The organism is Staphylococcus sp. GDB20D11A (assembly GCF_016893255.1).
Lineage (GTDB): Bacteria > Bacillota > Bacilli > Staphylococcales > Staphylococcaceae > Staphylococcus > Staphylococcus aureus.
On sequence record NZ_JAFEPJ010000018.1, the window covers coordinates 120,082 to 141,440 of the forward strand.

Below are 21,359 nucleotides of genomic sequence, written 5' to 3' on the forward strand. Positions count from 1 at the left end.
ATTTTATTCCGCCCTTTTAAAATGACTAATACAATATACTGCTATAATACTCCCTAAAGCATACAAGAGTATTATAACAATTGATATTAAACTGATATGATGATTTGAAGCAATATCTACACCTAGTTTACGCAAATGATAGCTCGGTAAAACATGAGCAACATGTTGAAGCCAATTCGGAAATGTGTTTATCGGAAACCACAATCCACCTAATACTGCTAATCCAATTGTTACGATATTGGCTAAAGCACTTGTTTTTTGAATATCATTTAACAAAGAAAATAATATGCCAAAAGTTATTAATAGAGACGCACCTAACCATAAAAATATTCCTGACTCTAACCATTGAACTGCACTCATTTCAACACCTTTATAAAAATGCCCAACCATAAAAATCACTAATATCGCTATTGCAAATTGCAGCATAGTTTTCACTACTTTTGAAATATAATAACTAGTAAAAGTAAATGGTGTTACCATTAATCTTTGGCGCCATCCATTTTGTTTTTCATTAATAATATCTAATGGAAAAGTTAGTAAGCTAAAACTTAACAAACTATAAACCGTCATACTATACATATACTCTTTATAAAATTTAGGTTTAACATCTTCCGGCAAATCCAATATCGAAGTAAATAATATATAGAAAATAACAGGAAATAAAATAGATAATATTAATGTTGTTTTTTTACGCAGTATAACTTTAAATTCGATTTTCAAGTAACTTAGTATCATAATTAGATCCCCTTTGCTTTTTATTGTTGAAGTATGAATCAACAATTGAGACTTTTTGTATTTCAATATCATCCAAATTAATATGAAGTTGTTGAAGATATAAAATCGTATCATTTACATTTGAAGTAATAATTTTGATAGTGCCATTATGATTTTTTTGAATAACTAAATCATCTTTATCTGGTTTTAACTTTCTTTTATATTCATCAGATAACGTAATCTGAGATTGCTGATTGGTTCTAATATGTGACGTTGAATCATTAAGTTTGATTTCTCCATTTTCTATCAAAATAATTTTGTCGGACATGCGCTCTACTTCTTCTATATAGTGCGATGTATAAAGAATCGTCCGATTTTCTTCTTTTAACTTAGCTATTATTGACCAAAAATATTCTCTCATTTCAATATCCATATTTGACGTTGGTTCATCTAACAAAATAAGCTGTGGTTGTCCTATTAAAGATATTACAAAATCAAGTAATCGTTGTTGACCTCCAGATAATTGATTTGCAAATTGATTCAATTGATTAGAATTAAACTTTGTTAGTTCTATTATTACGTCCAATGTTAATGGATTTTCATAAAATGATTGATATAATTTGATAATTTCAATTACCTTCAATTGATCTGGAAATATCGTTTTTTGAAACATTATACTGCGATTTTCACTTTGCAATAAGTTGTCTTTATCAAAAATCACGCCATCATCAGCAATTATTTTATTGCTTAAAATATCAACTAATGTTGATTTTCCAGCACCATTTTTTCCGATTAATGCGACACATGTACCTTTTTCAATATCAAATGAAATGTTTTTTAAAACACGCTTTTTCTTAAATGATTTATTAATATTAGATATTTGAATCAAATGAACCACCTCTTAATATTTTATTAATTTAAGATTAGTAAATTTATTCGATTTAAAATAGGATACTTTGTCATTGGTTCAAAATGACATTTGTCACCTCATTGCTTTACATAATATTGTTATAGTTATTAATTGCAGAAATAAAAAAAGCCTCATTAAAATGAGACTTGAAATTATTCTTTATAAAATTGGCGAAACTAATTTTGCTAACGATTCTTTAAACTTAACAGACAATGGTCTATTAGCATAAGATTCTTCAGTAAGTTGTTTTGATTTTGTAATATCATGTTCATAAGCCGCTCTTAAATCTTTAGCAAGATTTTCATCATATACAAAGGCATTTACTTCAAAATTTAATTCAAAACTTCTAAAGTCCATATTTGCTGTGCCCACTGATACGATTTCATCATCAATTAAACACATTTTAGAATGTATAAATCCATTTTCATACGTATAAATTTTAACACCACTTGATAATAAGTCAGAGGCATTTGAAAATGTCGCCCAATAAACTAAAGGATGATCTGGCTTACATGGAATCATTAGATGAACATCTACCCCTGATTTAGCTGCAATTTTAATGGCATTTATATATGAGTTATCCGGAATGAAATAAGGCGATTGCAAATATACCGACTTCTTAGCGCTCATAATCATTTTTGTATAACCATATTCAATTTGATGCCAGTCACTGGCGGGACCACTTGCAGCAATCTGGATTGGCGCATTACCGAATGATTTATTCTTTTTAGGAAAATATTTTTCATCATATTCAAATTGAGGTCGATGTGCTTGCGAATTCCAGTCTAAAATAAATCGCAACTGCAGTGCATCAACCGCATCCCCTTGTATACGTAAATGCGTATCTCTCCAATACCCTAATTTTCCTAAACCTAGATATTCATCACCAATGTTAAATCCTCCGACATAACCTAGTTGACCATCGATAACGATGATTTTTCTATGATTTCTATTATTCATTCTGAAATTCAATAACGGTAATTTAGAAGCAAAAAATGCTTCAACTTCTCCACCTAACGATTTAAAATGATCAAAATTAGCCATCTTAACTTTCTTTGAACCAACGTCATCATATAAAATTTTCACTTCTAGACCTTGTTTCAATTTCTCTTCTAACGCTTTTAAAATTCTTTGGCCTAAGCCATCTAGAGCGAATGTATAATACTCTAAATGGATGTATTCTTTAGCATTTTTAATATCTTGTAAAACTTGATCATATAAATCATTTCCATCAATAAAATGATCAATTTTATTGTTTTCAGTTAAAAAGCCATCTTGATCCATTAACAACATACGTACCAAATCATGGTGCTTTTGAACTTGTTTATTATCTGTACCATAATTACCTTTATCAAAGCTTTCAATTTGCTGCTTTAAAAGCGCATCAAAATCTGTTAACACGTTCCCATTATTTTTATTTAGTTTACGCGCAGAAACCGTTCTTCCAAAAAATAGATAAAGGATAAAACCAATTAATGGTAATACAAAAAGTACAAATAACCACGCCCATGTTGAACTGGCTGTACGTCTATTTCTTTCTAAAAAAATAATAATAAACGCTAGAACCAAATTAATGATAAAGGCAATTGCTAAAATAATGGTAAAAAGTGTTCCTAAATCATTTGAAAATGAAAATTTCATAGTTTATTTCTCCTATAAAGAAAGGCACAAAAAACTTTTGTACCTTTCGTTCCAGATTATTTATTTACAGATAGAGTTAATATTGCATTAAACTCTTCTTCATTATTTGGAAATGTTCTTTCCTCAATTTCTTTAATTGTAATATTTACTAATTTCAAATTTGCAGCTTCTTCAGAACCTAAAAATTCGTTGATATTTGATTCTAATAATTCTAAAGTCTCAGCTGTAAAAGTTTTAAGTTTAATTTGTTGCATTTAAATCCCCTCTTTTCTCTATTTCCTAAATCATAGAACTTTTAACAGTAAAATTCAATCATTAATATATGTGTTTCGGCACGCAAAGTAATTGTGATAAAAAATTAATTAATTTTCATAATGTATTGTTTGATGTATAATATATTTATTCAACTTCGCGATAATGCGATACAAACTTTAACCATTCATAATACATTTTAAATATCGAACTAGTTTTGAAATTGGTTTATCTTTTTAAAATGTTGATATTAGTTTTAGGGGGGAAATGTAGTGATCTCATTTGAAAATGATTATTTAGAAGGCGCTCATGAAAAAGTATTAAAACGATTAGTAGATACAAATCTCGTACAAGCTTCGGGATATGGCTTTGATCAATTCACAGCTCAGGCAATTGAAAAGATTAAAGATACAATTGATTGTCCAAATGCTACTATTCGTTTTTTAGTAGGTGGAACGCAAACCAATCAGGTTGTTATTAATTCAATGTTAGAAAGTTACGAAGGGGTCATTTCAGCAGACACTGGTCATGTTGCTGTGCATGAGGGCGGTGCAATTGAATATAGTGGACATAAAGTAATTACTATACCCTCTAAGGAAGGAAAAGTTAGTGCTTCAAATGTTGAAACTTACATGGAGACATTTAAAAGTGATTTTAAAAAGGACCATATGGTATTCCCAGGAATGGTATATATTTCTCATCCTACAGAATATGGCACTTTATACTCTAAATCAGAATTGGAAGAGTTATGCAAAGTATGTAAGCAATATCAGCTTCCATTATTTATGGATGGTGCACGATTAGGGTATGGATTGATGAGTGACCAATCAGATATGACTATTAAAGACATCGCTAAATATTGTGATGTATTTTATATAGGTGGTACAAAGATAGGTGCATTATGCGGAGAAGCAATTGTTTTTACGAAGAATAATGAACCGAAACAATTTACCACTCGAATCAAACATCACGGTGCACTTTTAGCAAAAGGACGGTTAACAGGCATACAATTTTTAGAATTATTTACGGATAATTTATATTTTAATATAAGCAGACATGCTATCGAAATGGCAAATAAGATGAAAGACGGGTTTATAAATAAAGGCTATCGTCTTTACTTTGATTCTCCAACCAATCAACAATTTTTTATTTTAAGTAACGAGAAAATAGCAGAGTTAGAACAAAAAGTTAAATTTGCTGTTTGGGAAAAATACGATGATCAACATCGTGTTGTTAGATTCGCAACCAGCTGGGCGACAACCGAAGAAAATTTAAATAAACTATTAGAATTAATCTAATAATGCTGTTATATGTCATCGGCCAAATCATTTATTTATTAATTAATCAAGATCAGTTGAGTAGTTGTGTTTATTTATATTTGAAACTGCTCATTTGAAGCCATTGATGATATAAAATTACATTATTCCAAAACAAGGTACTACAGATTATTGAGTATCTTGTTTTATTTTATATATTTAAAAATGTTAATTTGTGCTGTATTTACTTTAATTTGACGACATTTGAGAAGTATTATGACGGTTGTAGTTATTTTATGAAAGTAATGTATTAACAATCGAATTACTAAGTCTATATTGGTAGGAATATCGATGTTTAGTTTAAATGGAATGCACTATTTAAGTTTTTAATATGGAGATGTTTGTGACTTTTCGATGATTAAGATTTTTATAGGTGTGCATCTTTACAAATAAACTTTGTGTTTAAAATTGAGCTTAGGAAATCGATAGGTTTAGATGAGGATATTGTTGAAGGTAAGTGTCTTGTATCCTTAGTTGTTATAAAAGCGCAAAAAATAGCACCGCTTTCTCTTTATCTGTGTAGAAAGGATGCTATTATTGTAAAACAATAGTTTTAATTTTATTTTCTGATATATCATATGTAATTCTACCTGTATCAATTTCTATCGAATTATAACCATCAAAATTATCAACTTTATCATCAAAGTCTATCACTTTTCCAATTAATATTTTATTATTAGTAAGCGTTAATTTGACTAATTTGCCTATGTATGACTGTAAATTCATTTTTAATCACTCCTTTTTAATATACGGAACTACATGAAAACCAGTTTTAGAATAATGAACTTTACCTAATTTCATTTCAATATATTTACCATTCACATAAGATTTACCTATTATCTTTTTGTAATCTATAACTTGTTTTTTTCTAAAATTCCCTTCATCATCAAACAAAACTGGAAAATCAATAAATTCTTTTTTAGTCATCTTTTCAATTTCATTAGAATCTATTGTAATATAACTGGGTAAGAAAGATGAATTATTTTTCTTGTTATTATATTCATTTGTGTTTAAAATATGACGCTGTTGTTTTTCATTATTCAATTGCATCTTTATTTTACCATTACTTATCATATCAAGCATTTCTTTTTTAGCTTTTTCTTGTAATTTTTCTTTTTCATTTTTTTGTTCTCTACCCGATATTTACCTTCACGCTCTTTAAAGAACTTGTCTCGCCAATTGCCGAGATGTGGCACTGTGGTACTTCTACGCCAAGGATGCATAGGTGACGCATTTACACCTGGTATCATACCTTTAACTTTATATATTTTTCCGTTGAGTGAATGACATAATTTAGATGTTTTACTATCTATTTTGGCAACATATTTATATTTGCCATCTTCACCAAGTTCTTTTAAATATGTTAACTTTTGTAATTCTGCTATTTCAGTAAATAGTTAAAAAAGTGTATAAAAATAGCACCACCTTCTCTTTATCTGTGTAGAAAGGATGCTATTGATATTTAGACTTTGATTGATTAATCTCTTTTTCTAATTCTTCTTTCTTCGATAATTCTTCCATATGCTTAAAAAAATCTTCTATAGAAATGTAACCATCTAAATGTTGAATTGACATAATGTATTACTCCTATTTGTACTTTCGTTTTATATTTCTTTTATTATAAAGTTACTTTAGAATATTATCAACTATCGCTTCATTATTTCTCATAATTATAGATTGTTTTATATCTTTCATAATTTTATAAACTTGAGACTGATTATATAATGGAGTTTTACTTATATATTTTACTACAGTATAGTTAGTAACAATAGTCAATGTTCGGATAGATTTATTTTCAATAAACATCTCTAAATCATTCAATGAAAATCCTGACTGTCCAGGATGGTTATGTAACATAACAATTGAATTCGGTTTACTGTTAAATAAATAATAATTCGGTTGCTTTTCACCCTAGCATAAAAGATACACTATCTTGATCACCATATACTTTTGTAACTTTACCATCTTTTAATAAATAAGCTACTTCATTGCTATCATTGCTTTCTTTGGCATCTTTAATACGTTCATCTGATTTTTTGCGTTCTCTAGCTATACGCTCTTTAATCAATTGTGATACTTCTTCTTGAGAAAATGTTTTCTCATTCTGTTGTGATTGTTCATCACTGTTGTCTAGTTGCTCTTCGTTCTGAGTTACGTCAGTAATATTACTTTCATTTCTTTCCATGAGATATACCTCCGTTTATAGTCTGTCGACTGATATTCCATACTTGCTTTTAAAATGTCATCAGCACGTTTTGGACAATAAAAATAACCTTCACATTGGAAGGTTAAAAAATGTATAAAAATAGCACCACTTTCTCTTTATCTGTGTAGAAAGGATGCTTTAATACCATGCATATATATATTCATTTGTAAATTTATTTTCATCAATAAAATTTAATATTGCATGAAATGATTTATCTCTATAAACTAAAATACCTTTTTCATTTTCAACTTTTGATAATTTATAGTCAATTACCTTTGAATCTAATTTATTTACTGTTATTTCGCCTTTCCCTTTTTCTATTTTATCTTGTGGAATATATTCATATACTATAACTTGATTATCTTCTTTTAACTTCCTCATAATAATCAATCAAATCACCCTATTTCTCAATATAATTAGAAAAATTGTATTTTCTTTCTACAATCCCATGTGCTTCTCTATAGTAATAATTATATTTATTCATCAAATAATGTTCAAGTGCCTCCTGACGAAGTAGTATTAAATCTTGTTTTTTATTGTTTTTCCTTCTCTTAAACATTGCCAACTTACTGCAATATTATAATCTGGATAGAAATTATTAATACAGTTATCTAATCTATATTTATTCTCAAACAAATGTTCATAAGCTCTTTTAACTAGGTTTTAATTCAAATTAGTATTTTTAGAAATTATATCTACTTCTATATCCTTATTCCTTTGACGTACTGATTTATAATACATTTTTTTCTTTTTTAAATTATATAATCATGTCTTAACTCAATCTTCGATTGGAGGTTATTTAATTGAGACATGACATTTATGAAGGAGTGCTATTTTACATTATGAAAGGTATTAAACCAAATTATGCTGAGCTTGGTCGACAATATAATTGTGATTCAAGAACAGTTAAAAAAATATTATGAAGCAGGAAAATAAAATGAATTAGAACGATTGAAGAAAAGACAACAAAATAAGAAAGCATCAAAGCTAGATTCATTTAAAGAAATTAATAATAAAAAAATTGAATTAGGATATACAGCTATGGCCATTTTTAAATATATGGAGAAAAAGGGTTATGAAGGTAAATATAATATTTTACAAGAATACTGTAAAAATAAAAAACAAAATGAGGCAAAAAAAGCAACTATACGTGTAGAAACTAATCTCGGTATAGCTGCTCAAGTAGACTGGAAAGAAGATATGGTGATGCATGATAAGTTTGGCAGAACTTATCAATTCAACATCTTCTTTACGTTCTACACTATTCAAAAATGAAGTATATCACATTCACTTGGGATAGAAAACAAGATACCTTATTTGAATGTTCAAAAGACGCTTTTGAATACACCGAAGGGGTTCCATAAGAAATCTGGTTCGACAATATGAGAACTGTAGTTGATCGACCGAGAACACAATAAAAAAAGTCGTCTTTAATAATTTATTTTATCAATTTAGTAAGGATGCTAAATTTGTTGAACAGCATTTAAGACCATACGATTATGAATTTAATGATGCTGTAGAACTTATTGGGCTAGTAAACGATTTATGTCACGAATTGAATCACTTAGAAATTTCACAAGCAACAGAACAACGACCTATCGACGTTTTCAATTATGAAGAAGAAGAACATTTAAATTCTTTTAATGCCAAGTTACTAGTTACTTACATCGAAGATGAGTGTATAAGAATCGTTTCTAAAGAATCGATGATCAACTTTAGAAAAGGTAAATACTCGGTACCTACTAAATACATTGGTGAAGAAGTAAAAGTGATATTCAATAATTCTACTGGTGAATTGCTGATTTATTCTACCAGTTAATGTCACTAAGGTATGAATGGAAATCAACAATAATTACGACTAATATTCCATTTTCGAGTTGGGGAGAGTCATTTAGTAATAAGATTGTATCAGCAGCTATAATTGATCGGTTAGTTCACCATTCAAAAGTATTTAAAATTACTGGAGAATCATATCGATTAAAAGATTATAAAACCGAAAAATCATTAAATATACGACAATCTTAAACCCCTAAAAAACGACATTTTCAAACCTCCATAAAACAGCATTTTTAAACCGCTATTGACATTAAGATTATATAAAAGGCAAATATTAAAGCTAAAATTCCGATTAGATAATTAATAAAGATTATTATTCTAGTTTTAGTTAAGTTTGTCATTTTCATCACCTCGTAATATAATACGTGGGAGGGGATATCCCCCTCTATAAAAAACATTTTATTATTGTGGCAAGTGTTGCAAAGCCTAAAGTGTAGTTGCGGAAGATTTCGCTTTTGGCTTTTGCGATATTTGTCCTTTTTTCTTCTCTTTCCAACCTGTTTTGTATCCAACACTTTTTTTTAAAACTTTTTTCGTTTTTTTACATAAAAAATAACCGCATCAATAAAGGTACGGTTATTACTTATTTAAATTCAGAACAATATGTTTGACCTTTTTACTTAGCTAGTCAAAAGTTCTTTCTCAGTTTTCTTAAGTCTTTCTTTTTTATCTAAACCAAGATGTAATACATATTTATATGTTTTTTCAATAAAATTATTAACTTCTTTTAATGAGTCAAACATTTTATATTCAATATTCTCAAAGTAGAAATTATTAACAAACTTTTTCTTATAACTTTTTAATGATTGATTAGTTTGTTCGAATTCACATTTAAGCCCATCCAAAAACATATTAATAAGTTCTATATTGTCTAATTCATCATCAAATGATAAAATTTTTCTTCTTTGGGTTATAAATTTAATTTCATTCTTATGATAACTTTCTCCTATAATTTCAAATGCCACACCTACAGCTAAATTACTATGGAGATAGATATCTGGATAATAACTTAAAATCGAATAATTCACTTTGAACATAACAAATCACTCCTTGTACAGTGGTGAAGAAAGTATTATTATTAAATTGTAGGAGGGGAAGTCCCTCCTGACTCATTAACGCTCGAATGTCCATTCAATCTTTATAAAGTAGAGATTTATTAAGATTAACAATTTGGTACATTTGAGCTTTTTTATTCCCTTCACTCGCACCTTCTTAAACTTATATGTTCATTATACAAATATAAAAAGCTATAACAATTTAATGGAAATGCCCCCTTCGAAGTAGACATTGAAAAAATGAAAACTTTGAAGGGAGCATTTCAAGACGATCCATTCCAATCTTTTTTATCATTTAAAACTAAACACTTATTTTCCCTTATTCGATGCTAATTTCGTGCAATAAATTCTAAATGAAACGACATACTCCTTTTTCACAAATTGGAATCTACTATTTTTGTATTTTAATTATTATAATATCCATTCACCATATGGTTTTTATTAATAGTTAAATTAAATAAACATAGCTTGATTAATTTATACAGTAGTTAAATTACAAAACTTTATTGGCATATTCATATAATTTTTCTGTTGTATTCAGGGTTAGATTATCTACTTCGCGTTTGCCCTGTCTTAATTGTGAAAGTACATATTGAGAAACTCCAGTTTTTTTAGAAATTTCATATCCTGTTAAATTACTTTCAATTAATTCAATTATCTTTTTCTTGTATTCTGACATTTTTTTCATCTCCATATCTGTACAATGTTTACTACTTTTTTTCGAAATTCTGTGAACTCAACGTATTTTTTTTATTTATAAATGATTTTATTATTTTTCTATTCATTAATGGCTATCATCACTTCATAATAGTTAAATTTCATATTTTCAATTTTTGTTTCTACATATTAATGACTTTTCATCATCAATTACTTTGTCAAAGATAAACGATTTGTCTTGTATACCTTACGCCTTTTACTAAACTTCAATGTTTAGTATTCATTGAAGTTTACAGCCACTTCTAAAGTTTAACCTTTTATGTATTTTTATTAGATTAGTGTCTTTCAATATTCAAACTACTAACTCCAGTAGTCTATTAAATTTGAGATATTGAGATATCTTTAGACTTTAATTTTTTCGAAGTCATATAGACTTCTCAAATACTATACATTTATTTCATAATTTTGAACCCTAATATTACTAAAATAATTATAAACATCCCTATTAAAAATTCTATTTTCTCTTTTTTATTTGTTTTTCGCACTTTAATAGTCTTCTTCATTTTACTAATGGTGAGAAAGTAATATTTTATTCAAAGAATATGACTTCGTATTAAATCAAACCTCACATTCTTATTAGTTTACAAATTCAATAGTCCTTTCAGAATTGAAATCAAAACATTCAAACTATTTTATCGTTTTTACTTCCTCGACCATTTTCACCTCCTTATAATCTATATAAATTATGTTTACCACACGATTCTTTACACTCGATGAATTAATTTTTTTAAGAAACATTTAGCCATGTAACTTTGTAATAAAAACATTTTCAAGTAAATGTACCAAAAACTTTCATGAAATAAAGTATACTTTTCAAATCTATTAATTTTAGAATCATAAAACCAAATGCTATATTACAATATAATTATCACAAATCATCATATATGCCAATTACACAATTTAATATAAAAAATTGTCAATGAAAAATTATGTGCATAAACATTATTACAAAATATGTATAGTATACTGCATTAAAGTTAACTTATTTACTATGTTCAGCCTTTTATATCATCACTTAAAGATCATTTAAATTTTTATGGAAATGATAATATAAAAATGCATACTTTTGATTGTTTAAACATGTACAATTTTAAAAACCTAGAGATAATTTTATTGAGGTGGACAAAGCGTGGACACACAATCATGAAATTATTAGAAATTTAATCTCTTGTCCATCTAATCAAACAAGGTATATTTATTAGCACTCTGAATTATTTTCTAACGACTTTTGATACTCATATAACTTGATTATTGTTTTAAATTTGGCATCCTTTATTTTAGTATTACCTACCTTTAAATCAGTAACTGTTTGACGTGGTACACCTGAGTTTTTTGAAATACTATATGGTGTATTGTTAGTTAATAACTTTTCTATTTCACTTATAATAGTTTCAATCTCATTCATTTTTAATCACGCTCTCTTTCAATTTATAATTATAATAATCCTAATGCAGTAACTACGTTTAGCAATACATAGTTTCTTTCTAGTTGCCAAACTAGTTAATTCATAAACTAATACCTAATAGTATTGGCGTTTTTTATTATATATTGATAAAATTTCTTGTCTCCATCTATTCTATATTATATTATTTGATAATTTTTTATTTATATTCACATTAAGTTATCCATCTTTAATATACTTTAAAATTAGATGATTTAAAAGGCTCATTCCATGATATTTAAAAAGATATGACCATATTTTAATCTTCAATCATTATTTCTAATTGTTTTTGATAATTATAGAGTCTTTCCGCTGTTTCTAAAGTTAAATTATTCACTTTTCTTTTCCCGCTTCTTAATTCACTTATACCACCATAAGACACACCAATGTCTTGATTAATTCTATAATTAGATATTGATTTATCATTTAGTAATTTTTCTATTGTATTATAAATTTCTTTAAACTGGTTCATAATCTTTATCAAAATGAAAGAATAGTTTATTTTTTTCTAGTTAAATTAATAATAAATAATATTAAAGTTGCAATGTTAAGATAGAGAGTTAATTTTTTCCTTAATTCTCTTGTCATAAATACCACCTCCCTATTTAATGTGGTAAAGGTCTTTTGCCCTTTACCTTTTTAAAAGAACGATTTTATAAAATTAAGTACTTGAATTATTATGCTTGTCACAGCTATTCGAAATTTAATTTTGCTATTCGTTCTTTTTCTTTAACCATTCTTATCATTTTTTCTCCTTTCCTCTTTATAGTTATTTAACATTCCACAAATTGGGGTAAGTGATATGTTTGAATTCCCATATCCAATGACAAGATTAATAATTTGTAATTCTAAATTATAATAACCTATATTTTCAAAATCTCTTTGCTTTATGATTAACATCCATCTAAGAGCACCTAAAGGTTTTTATGTAATGTAATAAACATTTCCATTTATACATATACATCTTGTAAAAAAGAAAGAACTCCATATATACTCAAAAGGTATACTGAAGTTCTATATATTATATAAAATTATTATACTATTTCGAAAAACATAAGTAAATCACTAAACATGATTTCTTTCACTTTTAGAAAACTTTTAATACTATAAAAACACCCACTCAGTCACTAGATTGGGCAGTTATTGTATGCCTATTGAACTCAATTCTTATATTATAATACCTTTTTCGCATATTCATATAAGATCTTTGCATTCTTTAAGCTTAAATTTTCTATTCTTCTTTCTCCACGGCGCATAGCATTAATATTACCGTAACTTATCCCAGTATCTTTATTAATTTGATAACTCGTTATCTCTTTGTTTTCTATCAATTTTTTGATTGTATTGTATATTTCATCATAGCAATTCATAATTTAGATGAGGCGAAATTTTTAATTTTTTAGAATATCAATAGTAGTATAACTAAAATGAAAATACCAATCGATAAACAAAAAGATATTTTTTGTTTTGTTTCTCTTTTCATATAGTATTACCCCCTTAATAATGAGTAGTAAGGCCCCTCTTTTCGGGGTCTTATCTTAGAACGTTCTGCAAATGAATTCGATGAGAAGTAATATCAATGTGGCTATTTTCAAGTAATACTCAACGTTTTCGCGACGTTCTTTTATCGCCTCATCTCATCACCTCCAAATATATTAAAATTCATGTGAACTAAAATATAAAATGGTCTTCCCTAGCTTTAAAAAAATAAATACACAAAACATTTACTTGACCAAAAGTTGCCCAATCGTAACAAAAGACACATTTTACACCTCGAAAAGTTGCCCAGTTAAATCAAAAAAGAGCTAAAGCAAAACGCTCTAGCCCTTGATATTACTGATTTCCCATCATTGTTTAGCGTATTAATATTGCTTCATGTACTGATCTCTTTCCCATTCAGATACTTGAGTTCTGTAGTAATCCCATTCAATTGATTTTGAATTAATAAATTGATTATAGATATGATTTCCTAAAGCTTTTTTAATAACTTCATTTTCACGCATTGCTTTTAATGCAGTATAAAGTGTTGAAGGTAAGTCTTGAATGCCTACTGCTTCACGTTCTTCACGGTTCATTTCGTAAATATTTTGGTTAACTGGTTCTGGAACTTTTAATTTATTTTTAATACCATCTAGTCCAGCTTCTAAGATTGCAGCTAACGCCATGTATGGGTTTGCAGCTGGATCTACTGAACGTACTTCGATACGAGTAGATAATCCTCTTGAAGATGGTACACGGATTAATGGTGAACGGTTTTTACCACTCCATGCAATATAACATGGTGCTTCATAACCAGGTACTAAACGTTTATATGAGTTTACTAACGGGTTACATACAGCAGTAAATCCGCGTGCATTTTTAAGCACACCTGCTGTAAATTGATATGCAGTTTCCGTTAAGCCCATTTCAGTATTTGGATCGAAGAATGCATTTTCTTTACCTTTGAATAATGAAACGTTAAAGTGCATACCGCTACCATTCACACCAAATAATGGTTTAGGCATAAATGTTGCGTGTAAATTATGTTTACGTGCGATTGTTTTAACAACCAATTTAAATGTTTGGATGTTATCACATGCTGTAACAGCATCTGCATATTTAAAGTCAATTTCATGTTGACCAGGGGCAACTTCATGGTGACTAGCTTCAATATCGAAGCCCATATCCTCTAATTCTAAAACAATATCACGACGACAGTTTTCACCTAAATCTGTAGGTGCTAAGTCGAAATATCCACCATCATCATTAAGTTCTAAAGTTGGTTCCCCTTTTTCATCCAACTTGAACAAGAAGAATTCTGGTTCAGGCCCTAGGTTAAAGTCTGTGAAGCCTAAATCTTCCATTTCTTTTAATACACGTTTTAAGTTTGCACGAGGATCCCCTTCAAATGGTGTACCATCTGTTTTATATACATCACAAATTAAACGTGCAACTTTACCTTGTCCAGCAGTCCATGGGAAGATTACCCAAGTATCTAAATCTGGATGTAAGTACATATCTGATTCTTCGATACGTACGAAACCTTCGATAGAAGAACCGTCAAACATCATTTCGTTATCAAGTACTTTTTCTAATTGGCTTACAGGCACTTCAACATTTTTAATTGTTCCTAAAATATCAGTGAATTGTAATCTTAAATATCTTACATTTTCCTCTTCTGCAAATTTACGAATGTCGTCTTTAGTGAAAGTACGTTTTGGCATTTTAAAATCCTCCAAATTTTATTTAATAAATCGGGATAAATCACCACGATTTATTGGCAAAGTTTCTCCAATAGGCTTTTGCGTGGCATCTACAATCATCTTTTTTCTTATCTCTTGTTCATCTGTTGTTAAATGCTCTTGTGAGTCATAAATGATTTGTTTAATCCCTTTGATATTAAATCCTTTTTCTAATAATGATTTAATTTCTAGTAATCTTTCCAAATCATTGAGTGAGAACAGACGTTTTTGACCTTCTGTTCTTTCAGGTTTGATGAGTTCATGTGTTTCATAGTAACGTATTTGCCTTGGCGTTAAATCCGTTAACTTACTTACTACACTCATAGAGAAGACAGCCATATTTCGTCTGATTGCATCATTCGATATCATTGTTCCTCTCCTCTACTTTTGAACTTGTTAATAACTTATCATAATTTTTTTAGGATTTCAAAAATATGTCAGGTTTTCTAACATAAAGCTCAAAACATTGATATAACTGCAATTTCGACCTCTAAAACGCCATAAAACGACCTACATCTAAAATATTTTTTCAATTTTTAAAAATAATCTGATAAATCTTCGCAAAAAATTTCACCCAAAACACATTATCATTAAGGGTGAAATTTAATCTATTATATAAGTCCTTGTTCTTTCAACTGCTTAACAGCTCTTGTCACAGCAATTTTAACGTGTTCATATGTTAATCCTCCTTGAACATATGCTTCATAAGGAGGACGAATAGGTCCATCTGCAGATAATTCAATCGATGAACCTTGAATAAACGTACCAGCTGCCATAATAACATCATCTTCATAACCAGGCATATAACTAGGTTCTGGACTAAAATGTGCATTAATTGGGGATGCGTGTTGAATACTTTGACAAAATGAAATCATTTGTTCTTTCGTTTCAAATTTAACTGTTTGAATTAAATCAGTTCGTTTTTCGTAGTACTTCGGCGTTGTGTTCATATTCATTTTTTCTAAAAATAAACTAGTAAACAATGCACCTTTAAGACTCTGACTGACAACGTGTGGTGCTAAAAAGAAACCTTGATACATTTCAAGCAATGCATTTAATGATGCACCCGCTTCTTTACCAATACCAGGTGCTGTCAATCTATAACCACATCGTTCAATTAAATCTTTTCTACCAGCAATGTATCCACCAATCTTAGCTAAACCACCGCCAGGGTTTTTAATTAATGATCCTGCTATTAAATCGGCACCACATTCTATAGGTTCACGTCTTTCAACAAATTCCCCATAACAGTTATCCACAAATATTAAAATATTAGGATGCTCTTCTTTCAACCTAGTAATTACCTGTTCAATTTCATCTAGAGGAATTGAAGGTCTTTGATCATAGCCTTTCGAGCGTTGAATCGCTATTACTTTGGTGCGCTCAGAAACCCCATCTAACACACCTTCAATATCGATCTTACCTTCTTTAAGTGCAATATCTTTATACGATACGCCGTGCTCCATTAAACTTTCAATACCATTTCCGTTTACACCAATGACTTCAAGTAAAGTGTCATATGGACTTCCCGTTATATAAATTAATTCATCACCATGTTTTAATAAACTTTGTAATGCAATAGTAATCGCATGCGTACCTGAAATAATTTGTGGGCGAACAATTGCATCTTCTGCTTTAAATGCCTGCGCATATATTTCTTCTAAATGATCACGTCCAAAATCATCATACCCGTAACCTGTTGACCCTTGCAGATCACTTTCGGTTGCTTTGACATGATGAAATGCATTTAATACTTTTTCTTGGTTAATATATGCAGTTTCTTCAATTTCTTTAAAATATGGTGCTAACGTTGATTCGACGTCAGCTACTATCTTACTTATATCTTTCATTTGAATTTCGTCCTTTTATTATTTTTTAAACCCTTTTATACGATAAACATTTTCAATTTCATCATATTTAAGTTCAGTCACTAATGTATGTTGTTTTAGGAAATATAATCGATCTGCATTATTCGTCGCAATTGCCTCATCATAATAAGTTAATTGCCTTTTTATTTCATCGATAAATAACGTCTTAACAAGTAATTTATCACCATCATTTTTAGAAGAAACAAAAACATTAGGCAAATCACTTGCTGGACGATTTGATGCATGATCACATAAGTCCTTTTTATTAAAAATAACTATTTGAGAAATATGACTCATATCTAATTGTTTGATTAAATCATTAACTGTGTCATACTGCGTACGGTATTCAGGATGGCTACTATCTACGACATGTACTAATAAATCTGCACCTTTAGCCTCTTCTAAAGTTGATTTAAAAGCTGCAATTAACGTCGTAGGTAGTTTCTGTATAAAACCAACAGTATCTGAAATAATTAAATTAAATCCATCATTTATTTGAATTTGTCGTGTTTTAGGATCTAACGTTGCAAATAATTGATCTTTTTCATACGTCTCTTCATTTGCTAAAACATTAAACCATGATGATTTACCAGCGTTTGTATAACCAACTAAAGCTACTTGAAACACCTGATTTTGATTTCTTTTATTTCGATATCTTTCGCGATGTTCTTCTACCGTCCGCAATTGATGTTTAATTTCATTCATACGAGTTCGAATATGTCTACGATCCATCTCTAACTTCGTTTCACCAGGGCCTCTAGTTCCAATACCGCCACCTAAACGAGAAAGGCTTTTACCATGGCCTTGCAATCTAGGTAATAAATAATCAAGTTGTGCTAGCTCTACTTGCAATTTACCTTCTTTACTTCTTGCTCTTAATGCAAATATTTCAAGAATCAACTGGGTTCTATCAATAATTTTTACACCTAAAGCTTCATTTAGTGATTTGGATTGTGCAGTCGTTAATTCATCATTTGTGATGACTACATCAATATCTTTGAACTCAATAAATGCTTGAATTTCTTCAATTTTACCTTTACCAACATAATATTTGCGATCTACACGATCTCTGTTTTGAGTAATTTGACCCAACACTTCAAGTTGGCAAGTCTCTGATAAAGATGATAATTCCTCCATTGTAGACTCAAAATTAAATTGCTTATCATCTTGAGCATGTACACCGACTAAGACAGCTTTTTCTAGTTTATTTTTAGTATCATGAATTTGTTGCTGAGCCATGTTATACATCTCCTTAATAAAATCCTACTCAAAGTATTCTATCATAGAGTTTTAGTAAAGACTATTACACGATTTTATGGTACATTTTAAGTAAATCGAAAGGATGATTCAATGGAGACAATTTATGATTTTGTAGTAGAAACAAATAAAGGTGTTACTTACAAATTAGATGCATATAAGGGTGACGTTATGCTAATTGTCAATACAGCTAGCGAATGTGGCTTTACTTCACAATTTGAAGGTTTGCAATCATTATACGAGAAATACAAAGATCAAGGGTTTGTAATTCTAGGTTTCCCTTGTAATCAATTTGGTGGCCAAGAACCTGGATCAGGCGAAGAAGCAGCTCAAAACTGTAAATTAAACTATGGTGTTACCTTCCCTATGCATCAAAAAATAGACGTAAAAGGGGAACATCAATTACCTTTATTTAGATATTTGACTGCGGCACAACACGGATTCTTTAATGAGAAAATCAAATGGAATTTCACTAAGTTTTTAGTGGATCGTGAAGGTAACGTTGTTAAACGATTTGCACCTCAAAAAAAACCTGTTCAAATCGAAAGAGAAATAGAAAAGTTATTATAAAATATACTAGCTCATAGCAAATAAAACGCTTCATATAAAGTCGTATCATATATTGACCCGGCCTTTACATGAAGCGTTTTTATTACAAACATTCCTCTATTGTATCTTGTCATTTGAACATCATTTGATTGATGTCACATATGACTTTATTTCTATATCTATTTATCATACTTCAAACGTTATGTACACGAGTCATTAAATCGTGCCCATATGATTACAACTTATTCTTCACTTTCAGTAGATTCTTGACCTTCAGTTTCTACTGTGTAAGTGCTGATCGCATGTTTGTAAATCAAGTGTTGTTTGCCTTGAGAATTTAAACTTACGACATACTTGTCGTATTCTTCAATAACACCTTTCATTTGGAAACCGTTTAGAAAGAATACAGTTACTTCAGTTTGGTTTGCTTTAAAATTCTCTAGTGCTTTGTCTTGGATGTTTTCGTTTGCAATCATCTGTCGGACTCCTTTTACTTAATCTGGGTTGTAATCTCATCTAACATCATTTGAAGTGACATATTTTCTTTATCTAACCAATGAACACTCATTTTATTCTTGAACCATGTCATTTGTCGTTTTGCATATTGGCGTGAATGTTGCTTTAAATCATTGACAGCATCTTCATAAATCATTTGTCCGTTAATCACAGGTATTAATTCTTTATATCCAATAGCTTGCATACTTTGGCAAGATTCATAGCCTTGTTCAACAAGTTGTTGCACTTCTCTAAATAATCCGTGATCCAACATAATATCAACACGTTTATTTATTCTTGAATATAATGTTTTACGCGACATTTCAATCCCTATTAATAATGTATCATAATTTTCAGTAAATTGTTGCACTTTCTTACGATTACTTAAAAGTTTTTTTGTTTTAAAATAGTATTCGATAGCGCGCAATACTCTCTGTCGATTGTTTGGATGAATATTTTTGGCAGAAGCCTCGTCAAATTGAGCTAAATATTCGTGTAGTTGCTGATTATCTAAATGTTCTAATGCAGATAACTTTTGTTTAACTACGGATAATTGTGCAGGTGTAACTGTTTCATCTTCTAATTCATAATTATATATTAATGATTGAATATATAAGCCTGTTCCACCTGCTATAATTGGAACTTTACCTCTATTCGTTATATCAGTAATTAAATCTTCTGCTAATCGCTTGAATTCATATGCTGAAAATGTATCATCAGGATTCAAGATATCAATTAAATGATGTGGAATACCATCCATTTCTTCAGGTGTTACTTTTGCAGTTCCAATATTCATATATTTGTAGACTTGCATAGAGTCACCGCTTATGATTTCACCATTGATACGCTTCGCGAGTTCGATGCTAAGCTCTGTTTTACCTGAAGCAGTTGGCCCCACAATTACTACAATAAAAGGCTTATTTTTATTCATATTTAATTCCACTTTCTTTATTTTTTATAAAATTGATTCAACCATTTAAACAAGTCTTCCCAAATTTTGTCATGATCTTTTTCAAATAACACTTCATGACGTTTATGATGATAAAGATTAACTTTAACATTTTTAATGCCGGCTTTTCTATATATATTCGCCAATTTTAAAATCCCTTTACCATAATCACCTAAAGGATCGTCATATCCTGAAACTAATAATATAGGCATGGCATGATTTAACACTTTTATATTTTTTAATTGTGATGTATGTAGCATATAATAGGCTGTTTGATATAATAATTGATTTGACACATTAAATCCACTATATGGATCTTTAATAAAGTTGTCTACTTCAGTTGGATTACTAGAAATCCAATCACTTTGTGTACGTAAAGGACGTATTTTTTTATTAAAACTATTTGATACTAACTGGTTAACCCATTCAACCCGTTTCTCAGCACCATAAATTTTTGTAATCAGTTGTAACACCTTAACGGTTGGTAATCCTTTCCATAATGGATACATACCAGTACCACTTAAAATTAGACCATCAACATATTGCGGATATGTTTCTACAAACAATCTAGCTATAACGGATCCCATTGAATGTCCGATTATAATGTATGGTTTATCAACATTGCCTCTCACTGTTTGCGCTACTTCAAAGGCATCACCGATAACTCGTTTCATATCATCGTAATGGCCTCTTGTTGATTCATCAATATTAATACCATGTCCTCGATGATTATGACGTATCACATCGAAGCCATCCTTTGAAAGTGCATGTGCTAATTTATCGTAACGTTCCATATGTTCAGCCATACCATGAAATATATGAATAATTCCTTTTGAATCTACATCTGTAAAATTCACTTTAACTTCAATATTCGTGTTATCTTGTACAGTTAATTTAAATTGTTTTTCAGTCATCATCTCACACCTTTAATA

The 21,359-nt window shown here is 29.4% G+C and carries 27 protein-coding genes and 2 pseudogenes; 5 read left to right on the forward strand and 24 right to left on the reverse strand.

The features are described 5' to 3' along the window. Positions 1 to 3: 3 nt before the first annotated feature. From JV528_RS11150 to JV528_RS11165, 4 genes are all read right to left on the reverse strand, one after another. Positions 4 to 735: an ABC transporter permease gene (locus JV528_RS11150; protein WP_000603962.1), complete on the reverse strand. Its 732-nt coding sequence runs from the start codon at positions 733 to 735 to the stop codon at positions 4 to 6. Then, on the reverse strand, positions 704 to 1,612 hold the full coding sequence (locus JV528_RS11155) for an ABC transporter ATP-binding protein (RefSeq protein WP_078061104.1): 909 nt from the start codon (positions 1,610 to 1,612) through the stop codon (positions 704 to 706). Before JV528_RS11155 ends, JV528_RS11150 begins: the two co-directional genes overlap by 32 nt. 171 nt (positions 1,613 to 1,783) lie before the next feature. Continuing rightward, on the reverse strand, positions 1,784 to 3,265 hold the full coding sequence (cls, locus tag JV528_RS11160) for a cardiolipin synthase (protein ID WP_204254834.1): 1,482 nt from the start codon (positions 3,263 to 3,265) through the stop codon (positions 1,784 to 1,786). Positions 3,266 to 3,321: 56 nt separating this feature from the next. Beyond that, positions 3,322 to 3,519, reverse strand: coding sequence for a hypothetical protein (locus tag JV528_RS11165; RefSeq protein WP_001186127.1), 198 nt, complete (start codon positions 3,517 to 3,519; stop codon positions 3,322 to 3,324). Positions 3,520 to 3,789: 270 nt separating this feature from the next. On the opposite strand from JV528_RS11165, the gene JV528_RS11170 reads away from it, so the two are divergent. After that, positions 3,790 to 4,815, forward strand: a complete 1,026-nt coding sequence (locus JV528_RS11170; RefSeq protein WP_000622710.1) for a threonine aldolase family protein — start codon at positions 3,790 to 3,792, stop codon at positions 4,813 to 4,815. Between the two features lie 552 nt (positions 4,816 to 5,367). Here the strand turns inward: JV528_RS11170 and JV528_RS11175 are convergent. The 7 genes and pseudogenes from JV528_RS11175 to JV528_RS14900 form a co-directional block, all read right to left on the reverse strand. Next, the gene (locus tag JV528_RS11175; RefSeq protein ID WP_001053371.1) at positions 5,368 to 5,559 is read right to left on the reverse strand and encodes a hypothetical protein; all 192 of its coding nucleotides are present in this window, start codon (positions 5,557 to 5,559) and stop codon (positions 5,368 to 5,370) included. 6 nt (positions 5,560 to 5,565) lie between these two features. Beyond that, positions 5,566 to 6,215 (reverse strand): annotated as a pseudogene (locus tag JV528_RS14690) (polymorphic toxin type 50 domain-containing protein); the annotation flags it as partial. Positions 6,216 to 6,285: 70 nt separating this feature from the next. Next, on the reverse strand, positions 6,286 to 6,408 hold the full coding sequence (locus tag JV528_RS14805) for a hypothetical protein (protein ID WP_000027069.1): 123 nt from the start codon (positions 6,406 to 6,408) through the stop codon (positions 6,286 to 6,288). A gap of 331 nt (positions 6,409 to 6,739) precedes the next feature. Further along, a complete protein-coding gene (locus tag JV528_RS11190) occupies positions 6,740 to 7,018 on the reverse strand; it encodes a hypothetical protein (protein WP_000440736.1) in 279 nt (92 codons plus the stop codon). Then, positions 6,985 to 7,101: pseudogene (locus JV528_RS14695) on the reverse strand (hypothetical protein); the annotation flags it as partial. The pseudogene JV528_RS14695 and the gene JV528_RS11190, both read right to left, overlap by 34 nt. A 76-nt stretch (positions 7,102 to 7,177) precedes the next feature. Further along, a complete protein-coding gene (locus tag JV528_RS11195; protein WP_000585096.1) occupies positions 7,178 to 7,429 on the reverse strand; it encodes a hypothetical protein in 252 nt (83 codons plus the stop codon). A 129-nt stretch (positions 7,430 to 7,558) separates the two neighbouring features. After that, positions 7,559 to 7,642, reverse strand: a complete 84-nt coding sequence (locus JV528_RS14900; protein ID WP_031774819.1) for a hypothetical protein — start codon at positions 7,640 to 7,642, stop codon at positions 7,559 to 7,561. Positions 7,643 to 7,990: 348 nt separating this feature from the next. On the opposite strand from JV528_RS14900, the gene JV528_RS14700 reads away from it, so the two are divergent. The 3 genes from JV528_RS14700 (at position 7,991) to JV528_RS11205 (ending at position 9,064) form a co-directional block, all read left to right on the forward strand. After that, positions 7,991 to 8,314, forward strand: a complete 324-nt coding sequence (locus JV528_RS14700; protein ID WP_224089150.1) for a hypothetical protein — start codon at positions 7,991 to 7,993, stop codon at positions 8,312 to 8,314. A gap of 280 nt (positions 8,315 to 8,594) precedes the next feature. After that, positions 8,595 to 8,858 carry a Mu transposase domain-containing protein gene (locus JV528_RS14705; protein ID WP_224089142.1) on the forward strand — a complete coding sequence of 88 codons (264 nt, stop codon included), beginning with the start codon at positions 8,595 to 8,597 and terminating at the stop codon, positions 8,856 to 8,858. Continuing rightward, positions 8,858 to 9,064 (forward strand): ATP-binding protein, encoded by a 207-nt coding sequence (locus tag JV528_RS11205; protein ID WP_001791412.1) that lies wholly within the window; start codon positions 8,858 to 8,860, stop codon positions 9,062 to 9,064. The genes JV528_RS14705 and JV528_RS11205 overlap by 1 nt, the downstream gene beginning before the upstream one ends. Positions 9,065 to 9,495: 431 nt before the next feature. On the opposite strand, the gene JV528_RS11210 is transcribed toward JV528_RS11205, so the two are convergent. The 10 genes from JV528_RS11210 to hflX form a co-directional block, all read right to left on the reverse strand. Next, a complete protein-coding gene (locus JV528_RS11210; RefSeq protein ID WP_000477488.1) occupies positions 9,496 to 9,912 on the reverse strand; it encodes a hypothetical protein in 417 nt (138 codons plus the stop codon). A 511-nt stretch (positions 9,913 to 10,423) separates the two neighbouring features. Continuing rightward, positions 10,424 to 10,609, reverse strand: a complete 186-nt coding sequence (locus tag JV528_RS11215) for a hypothetical protein (protein ID WP_000006110.1) — start codon at positions 10,607 to 10,609, stop codon at positions 10,424 to 10,426. A gap of 430 nt (positions 10,610 to 11,039) precedes the next feature. After that, a complete protein-coding gene (locus JV528_RS11220; protein WP_204254835.1) occupies positions 11,040 to 11,150 on the reverse strand; it encodes a hypothetical protein in 111 nt (36 codons plus the stop codon). A gap of 695 nt (positions 11,151 to 11,845) precedes the next feature. Further along, a complete protein-coding gene (locus JV528_RS11225) occupies positions 11,846 to 12,052 on the reverse strand; it encodes a hypothetical protein (RefSeq protein WP_001002342.1) in 207 nt (68 codons plus the stop codon). A gap of 295 nt (positions 12,053 to 12,347) precedes the next feature. Then, positions 12,348 to 12,572 (reverse strand): hypothetical protein, encoded by a 225-nt coding sequence (locus JV528_RS11230; RefSeq protein WP_078061103.1) that lies wholly within the window; start codon positions 12,570 to 12,572, stop codon positions 12,348 to 12,350. A gap of 688 nt (positions 12,573 to 13,260) precedes the next feature. Beyond that, a complete protein-coding gene (locus JV528_RS11235) occupies positions 13,261 to 13,458 on the reverse strand; it encodes a helix-turn-helix domain-containing protein (RefSeq protein WP_001659797.1) in 198 nt (65 codons plus the stop codon). Between the two features lie 492 nt (positions 13,459 to 13,950). Further along, positions 13,951 to 15,291, reverse strand: coding sequence for a type I glutamate--ammonia ligase (gene glnA, locus JV528_RS11240; protein WP_001126603.1), 1,341 nt, complete (start codon positions 15,289 to 15,291; stop codon positions 13,951 to 13,953). A gap of 18 nt (positions 15,292 to 15,309) precedes the next feature. After that, positions 15,310 to 15,678, reverse strand: coding sequence for a MerR family transcriptional regulator (locus tag JV528_RS11245; protein WP_000624945.1), 369 nt, complete (start codon positions 15,676 to 15,678; stop codon positions 15,310 to 15,312). A 242-nt stretch (positions 15,679 to 15,920) separates the two neighbouring features. Next, the gene (locus JV528_RS11250) at positions 15,921 to 17,159 is read right to left on the reverse strand and encodes a methionine gamma-lyase family protein (protein WP_065315572.1); all 1,239 of its coding nucleotides are present in this window, start codon (positions 17,157 to 17,159) and stop codon (positions 15,921 to 15,923) included. 18 nt (positions 17,160 to 17,177) lie between these two features. After that, the gene (gene hflX, locus JV528_RS11255; RefSeq protein ID WP_000068615.1) at positions 17,178 to 18,416 is read right to left on the reverse strand and encodes a GTPase HflX; all 1,239 of its coding nucleotides are present in this window, start codon (positions 18,414 to 18,416) and stop codon (positions 17,178 to 17,180) included. A 111-nt stretch (positions 18,417 to 18,527) separates the two neighbouring features. Here hflX and JV528_RS11260 point away from each other — a divergent pair, with 111 nt between their 5' ends. Next, positions 18,528 to 19,004: a glutathione peroxidase gene (locus JV528_RS11260; protein WP_000448078.1), complete on the forward strand. Its 477-nt coding sequence runs from the start codon at positions 18,528 to 18,530 to the stop codon at positions 19,002 to 19,004. Between the two features lie 221 nt (positions 19,005 to 19,225). Here the strand turns inward: JV528_RS11260 and hfq are convergent, their stop codons facing one another. From hfq to JV528_RS11275, 3 genes are read right to left on the reverse strand one after another with little or no spacing between them, the layout of a single operon-like run. Beyond that, complete coding sequence (gene hfq / locus JV528_RS11265; protein WP_000561359.1) at positions 19,226 to 19,459, reverse strand: RNA chaperone Hfq; 234 nt, start codon at positions 19,457 to 19,459, stop codon at positions 19,226 to 19,228. Between the two features lie 14 nt (positions 19,460 to 19,473). Next, a complete protein-coding gene (gene miaA / locus JV528_RS11270) occupies positions 19,474 to 20,409 on the reverse strand; it encodes a tRNA (adenosine(37)-N6)-dimethylallyltransferase MiaA (protein ID WP_014532618.1) in 936 nt (311 codons plus the stop codon). A gap of 17 nt (positions 20,410 to 20,426) precedes the next feature. Continuing rightward, positions 20,427 to 21,341: an alpha/beta fold hydrolase gene (locus JV528_RS11275; RefSeq protein ID WP_000136942.1), complete on the reverse strand. Its 915-nt coding sequence runs from the start codon at positions 21,339 to 21,341 to the stop codon at positions 20,427 to 20,429. Positions 21,342 to 21,359 lie beyond the last annotated feature (18 nt).

Coding starts and splice junctions, on each gene's coding strand:
- JV528_RS11165 (WP_001186127.1), bottom strand. CDS start 3,519: ATGCAACAAATTAAACTTAAAACTTTTACAGCTGAGACTTTAGAATTA.
- JV528_RS11235 (WP_001659797.1), bottom strand. CDS start 13,458: ATGAATTGCTATGATGAAATATACAATACAATCAAAAAATTGATAGAA.
- JV528_RS11250 (WP_065315572.1), bottom strand. CDS start 17,159: ATGAAAGATATAAGTAAGATAGTAGCTGACGTCGAATCAACGTTAGCA.
- JV528_RS14805 (WP_000027069.1), bottom strand. CDS start 6,408: ATGTCAATTCAACATTTAGATGGTTACATTTCTATAGAAGATTTTTTT.
- JV528_RS11215 (WP_000006110.1), bottom strand. CDS start 10,609: ATGTCAGAATACAAGAAAAAGATAATTGAATTAATTGAAAGTAATTTA.
- glnA (WP_001126603.1), bottom strand. CDS start 15,291: ATGCCAAAACGTACTTTCACTAAAGACGACATTCGTAAATTTGCAGAA.
- JV528_RS11275 (WP_000136942.1), bottom strand. CDS start 21,341: ATGACTGAAAAACAATTTAAATTAACTGTACAAGATAACACGAATATT.
- hflX (WP_000068615.1), bottom strand. CDS start 18,416: ATGGCTCAGCAACAAATTCATGATACTAAAAATAAACTAGAAAAAGCT.
- JV528_RS11260 (WP_000448078.1), top strand. CDS start 18,528: ATGGAGACAATTTATGATTTTGTAGTAGAAACAAATAAAGGTGTTACT.
- JV528_RS11245 (WP_000624945.1), bottom strand. CDS start 15,678: ATGATATCGAATGATGCAATCAGACGAAATATGGCTGTCTTCTCTATG.
- miaA (WP_014532618.1), bottom strand. CDS start 20,409: ATGAATAAAAATAAGCCTTTTATTGTAGTAATTGTGGGGCCAACTGCT.
- JV528_RS11190 (WP_000440736.1), bottom strand. CDS start 7,018: ATGGAAAGAAATGAAAGTAATATTACTGACGTAACTCAGAACGAAGAG.
- cls (WP_204254834.1), bottom strand. CDS start 3,265: ATGAAATTTTCATTTTCAAATGATTTAGGAACACTTTTTACCATTATT.
- hfq (WP_000561359.1), bottom strand. CDS start 19,459: ATGATTGCAAACGAAAACATCCAAGACAAAGCACTAGAGAATTTTAAA.
- JV528_RS11210 (WP_000477488.1), bottom strand. CDS start 9,912: ATGTTCAAAGTGAATTATTCGATTTTAAGTTATTATCCAGATATCTAT.
- JV528_RS11220 (WP_204254835.1), bottom strand. CDS start 11,150: ATGAAGAAGACTATTAAAGTGCGAAAAACAAATAAAAAAGAGAAAATA.
- JV528_RS11175 (WP_001053371.1), bottom strand. CDS start 5,559: ATGAATTTACAGTCATACATAGGCAAATTAGTCAAATTAACGCTTACT.
- JV528_RS11225 (WP_001002342.1), bottom strand. CDS start 12,052: ATGAATGAGATTGAAACTATTATAAGTGAAATAGAAAAGTTATTAACT.
- JV528_RS11205 (WP_001791412.1), top strand. CDS start 8,858: ATGTCACTAAGGTATGAATGGAAATCAACAATAATTACGACTAATATT.
- JV528_RS11150 (WP_000603962.1), bottom strand. CDS start 735: ATGATACTAAGTTACTTGAAAATCGAATTTAAAGTTATACTGCGTAAA.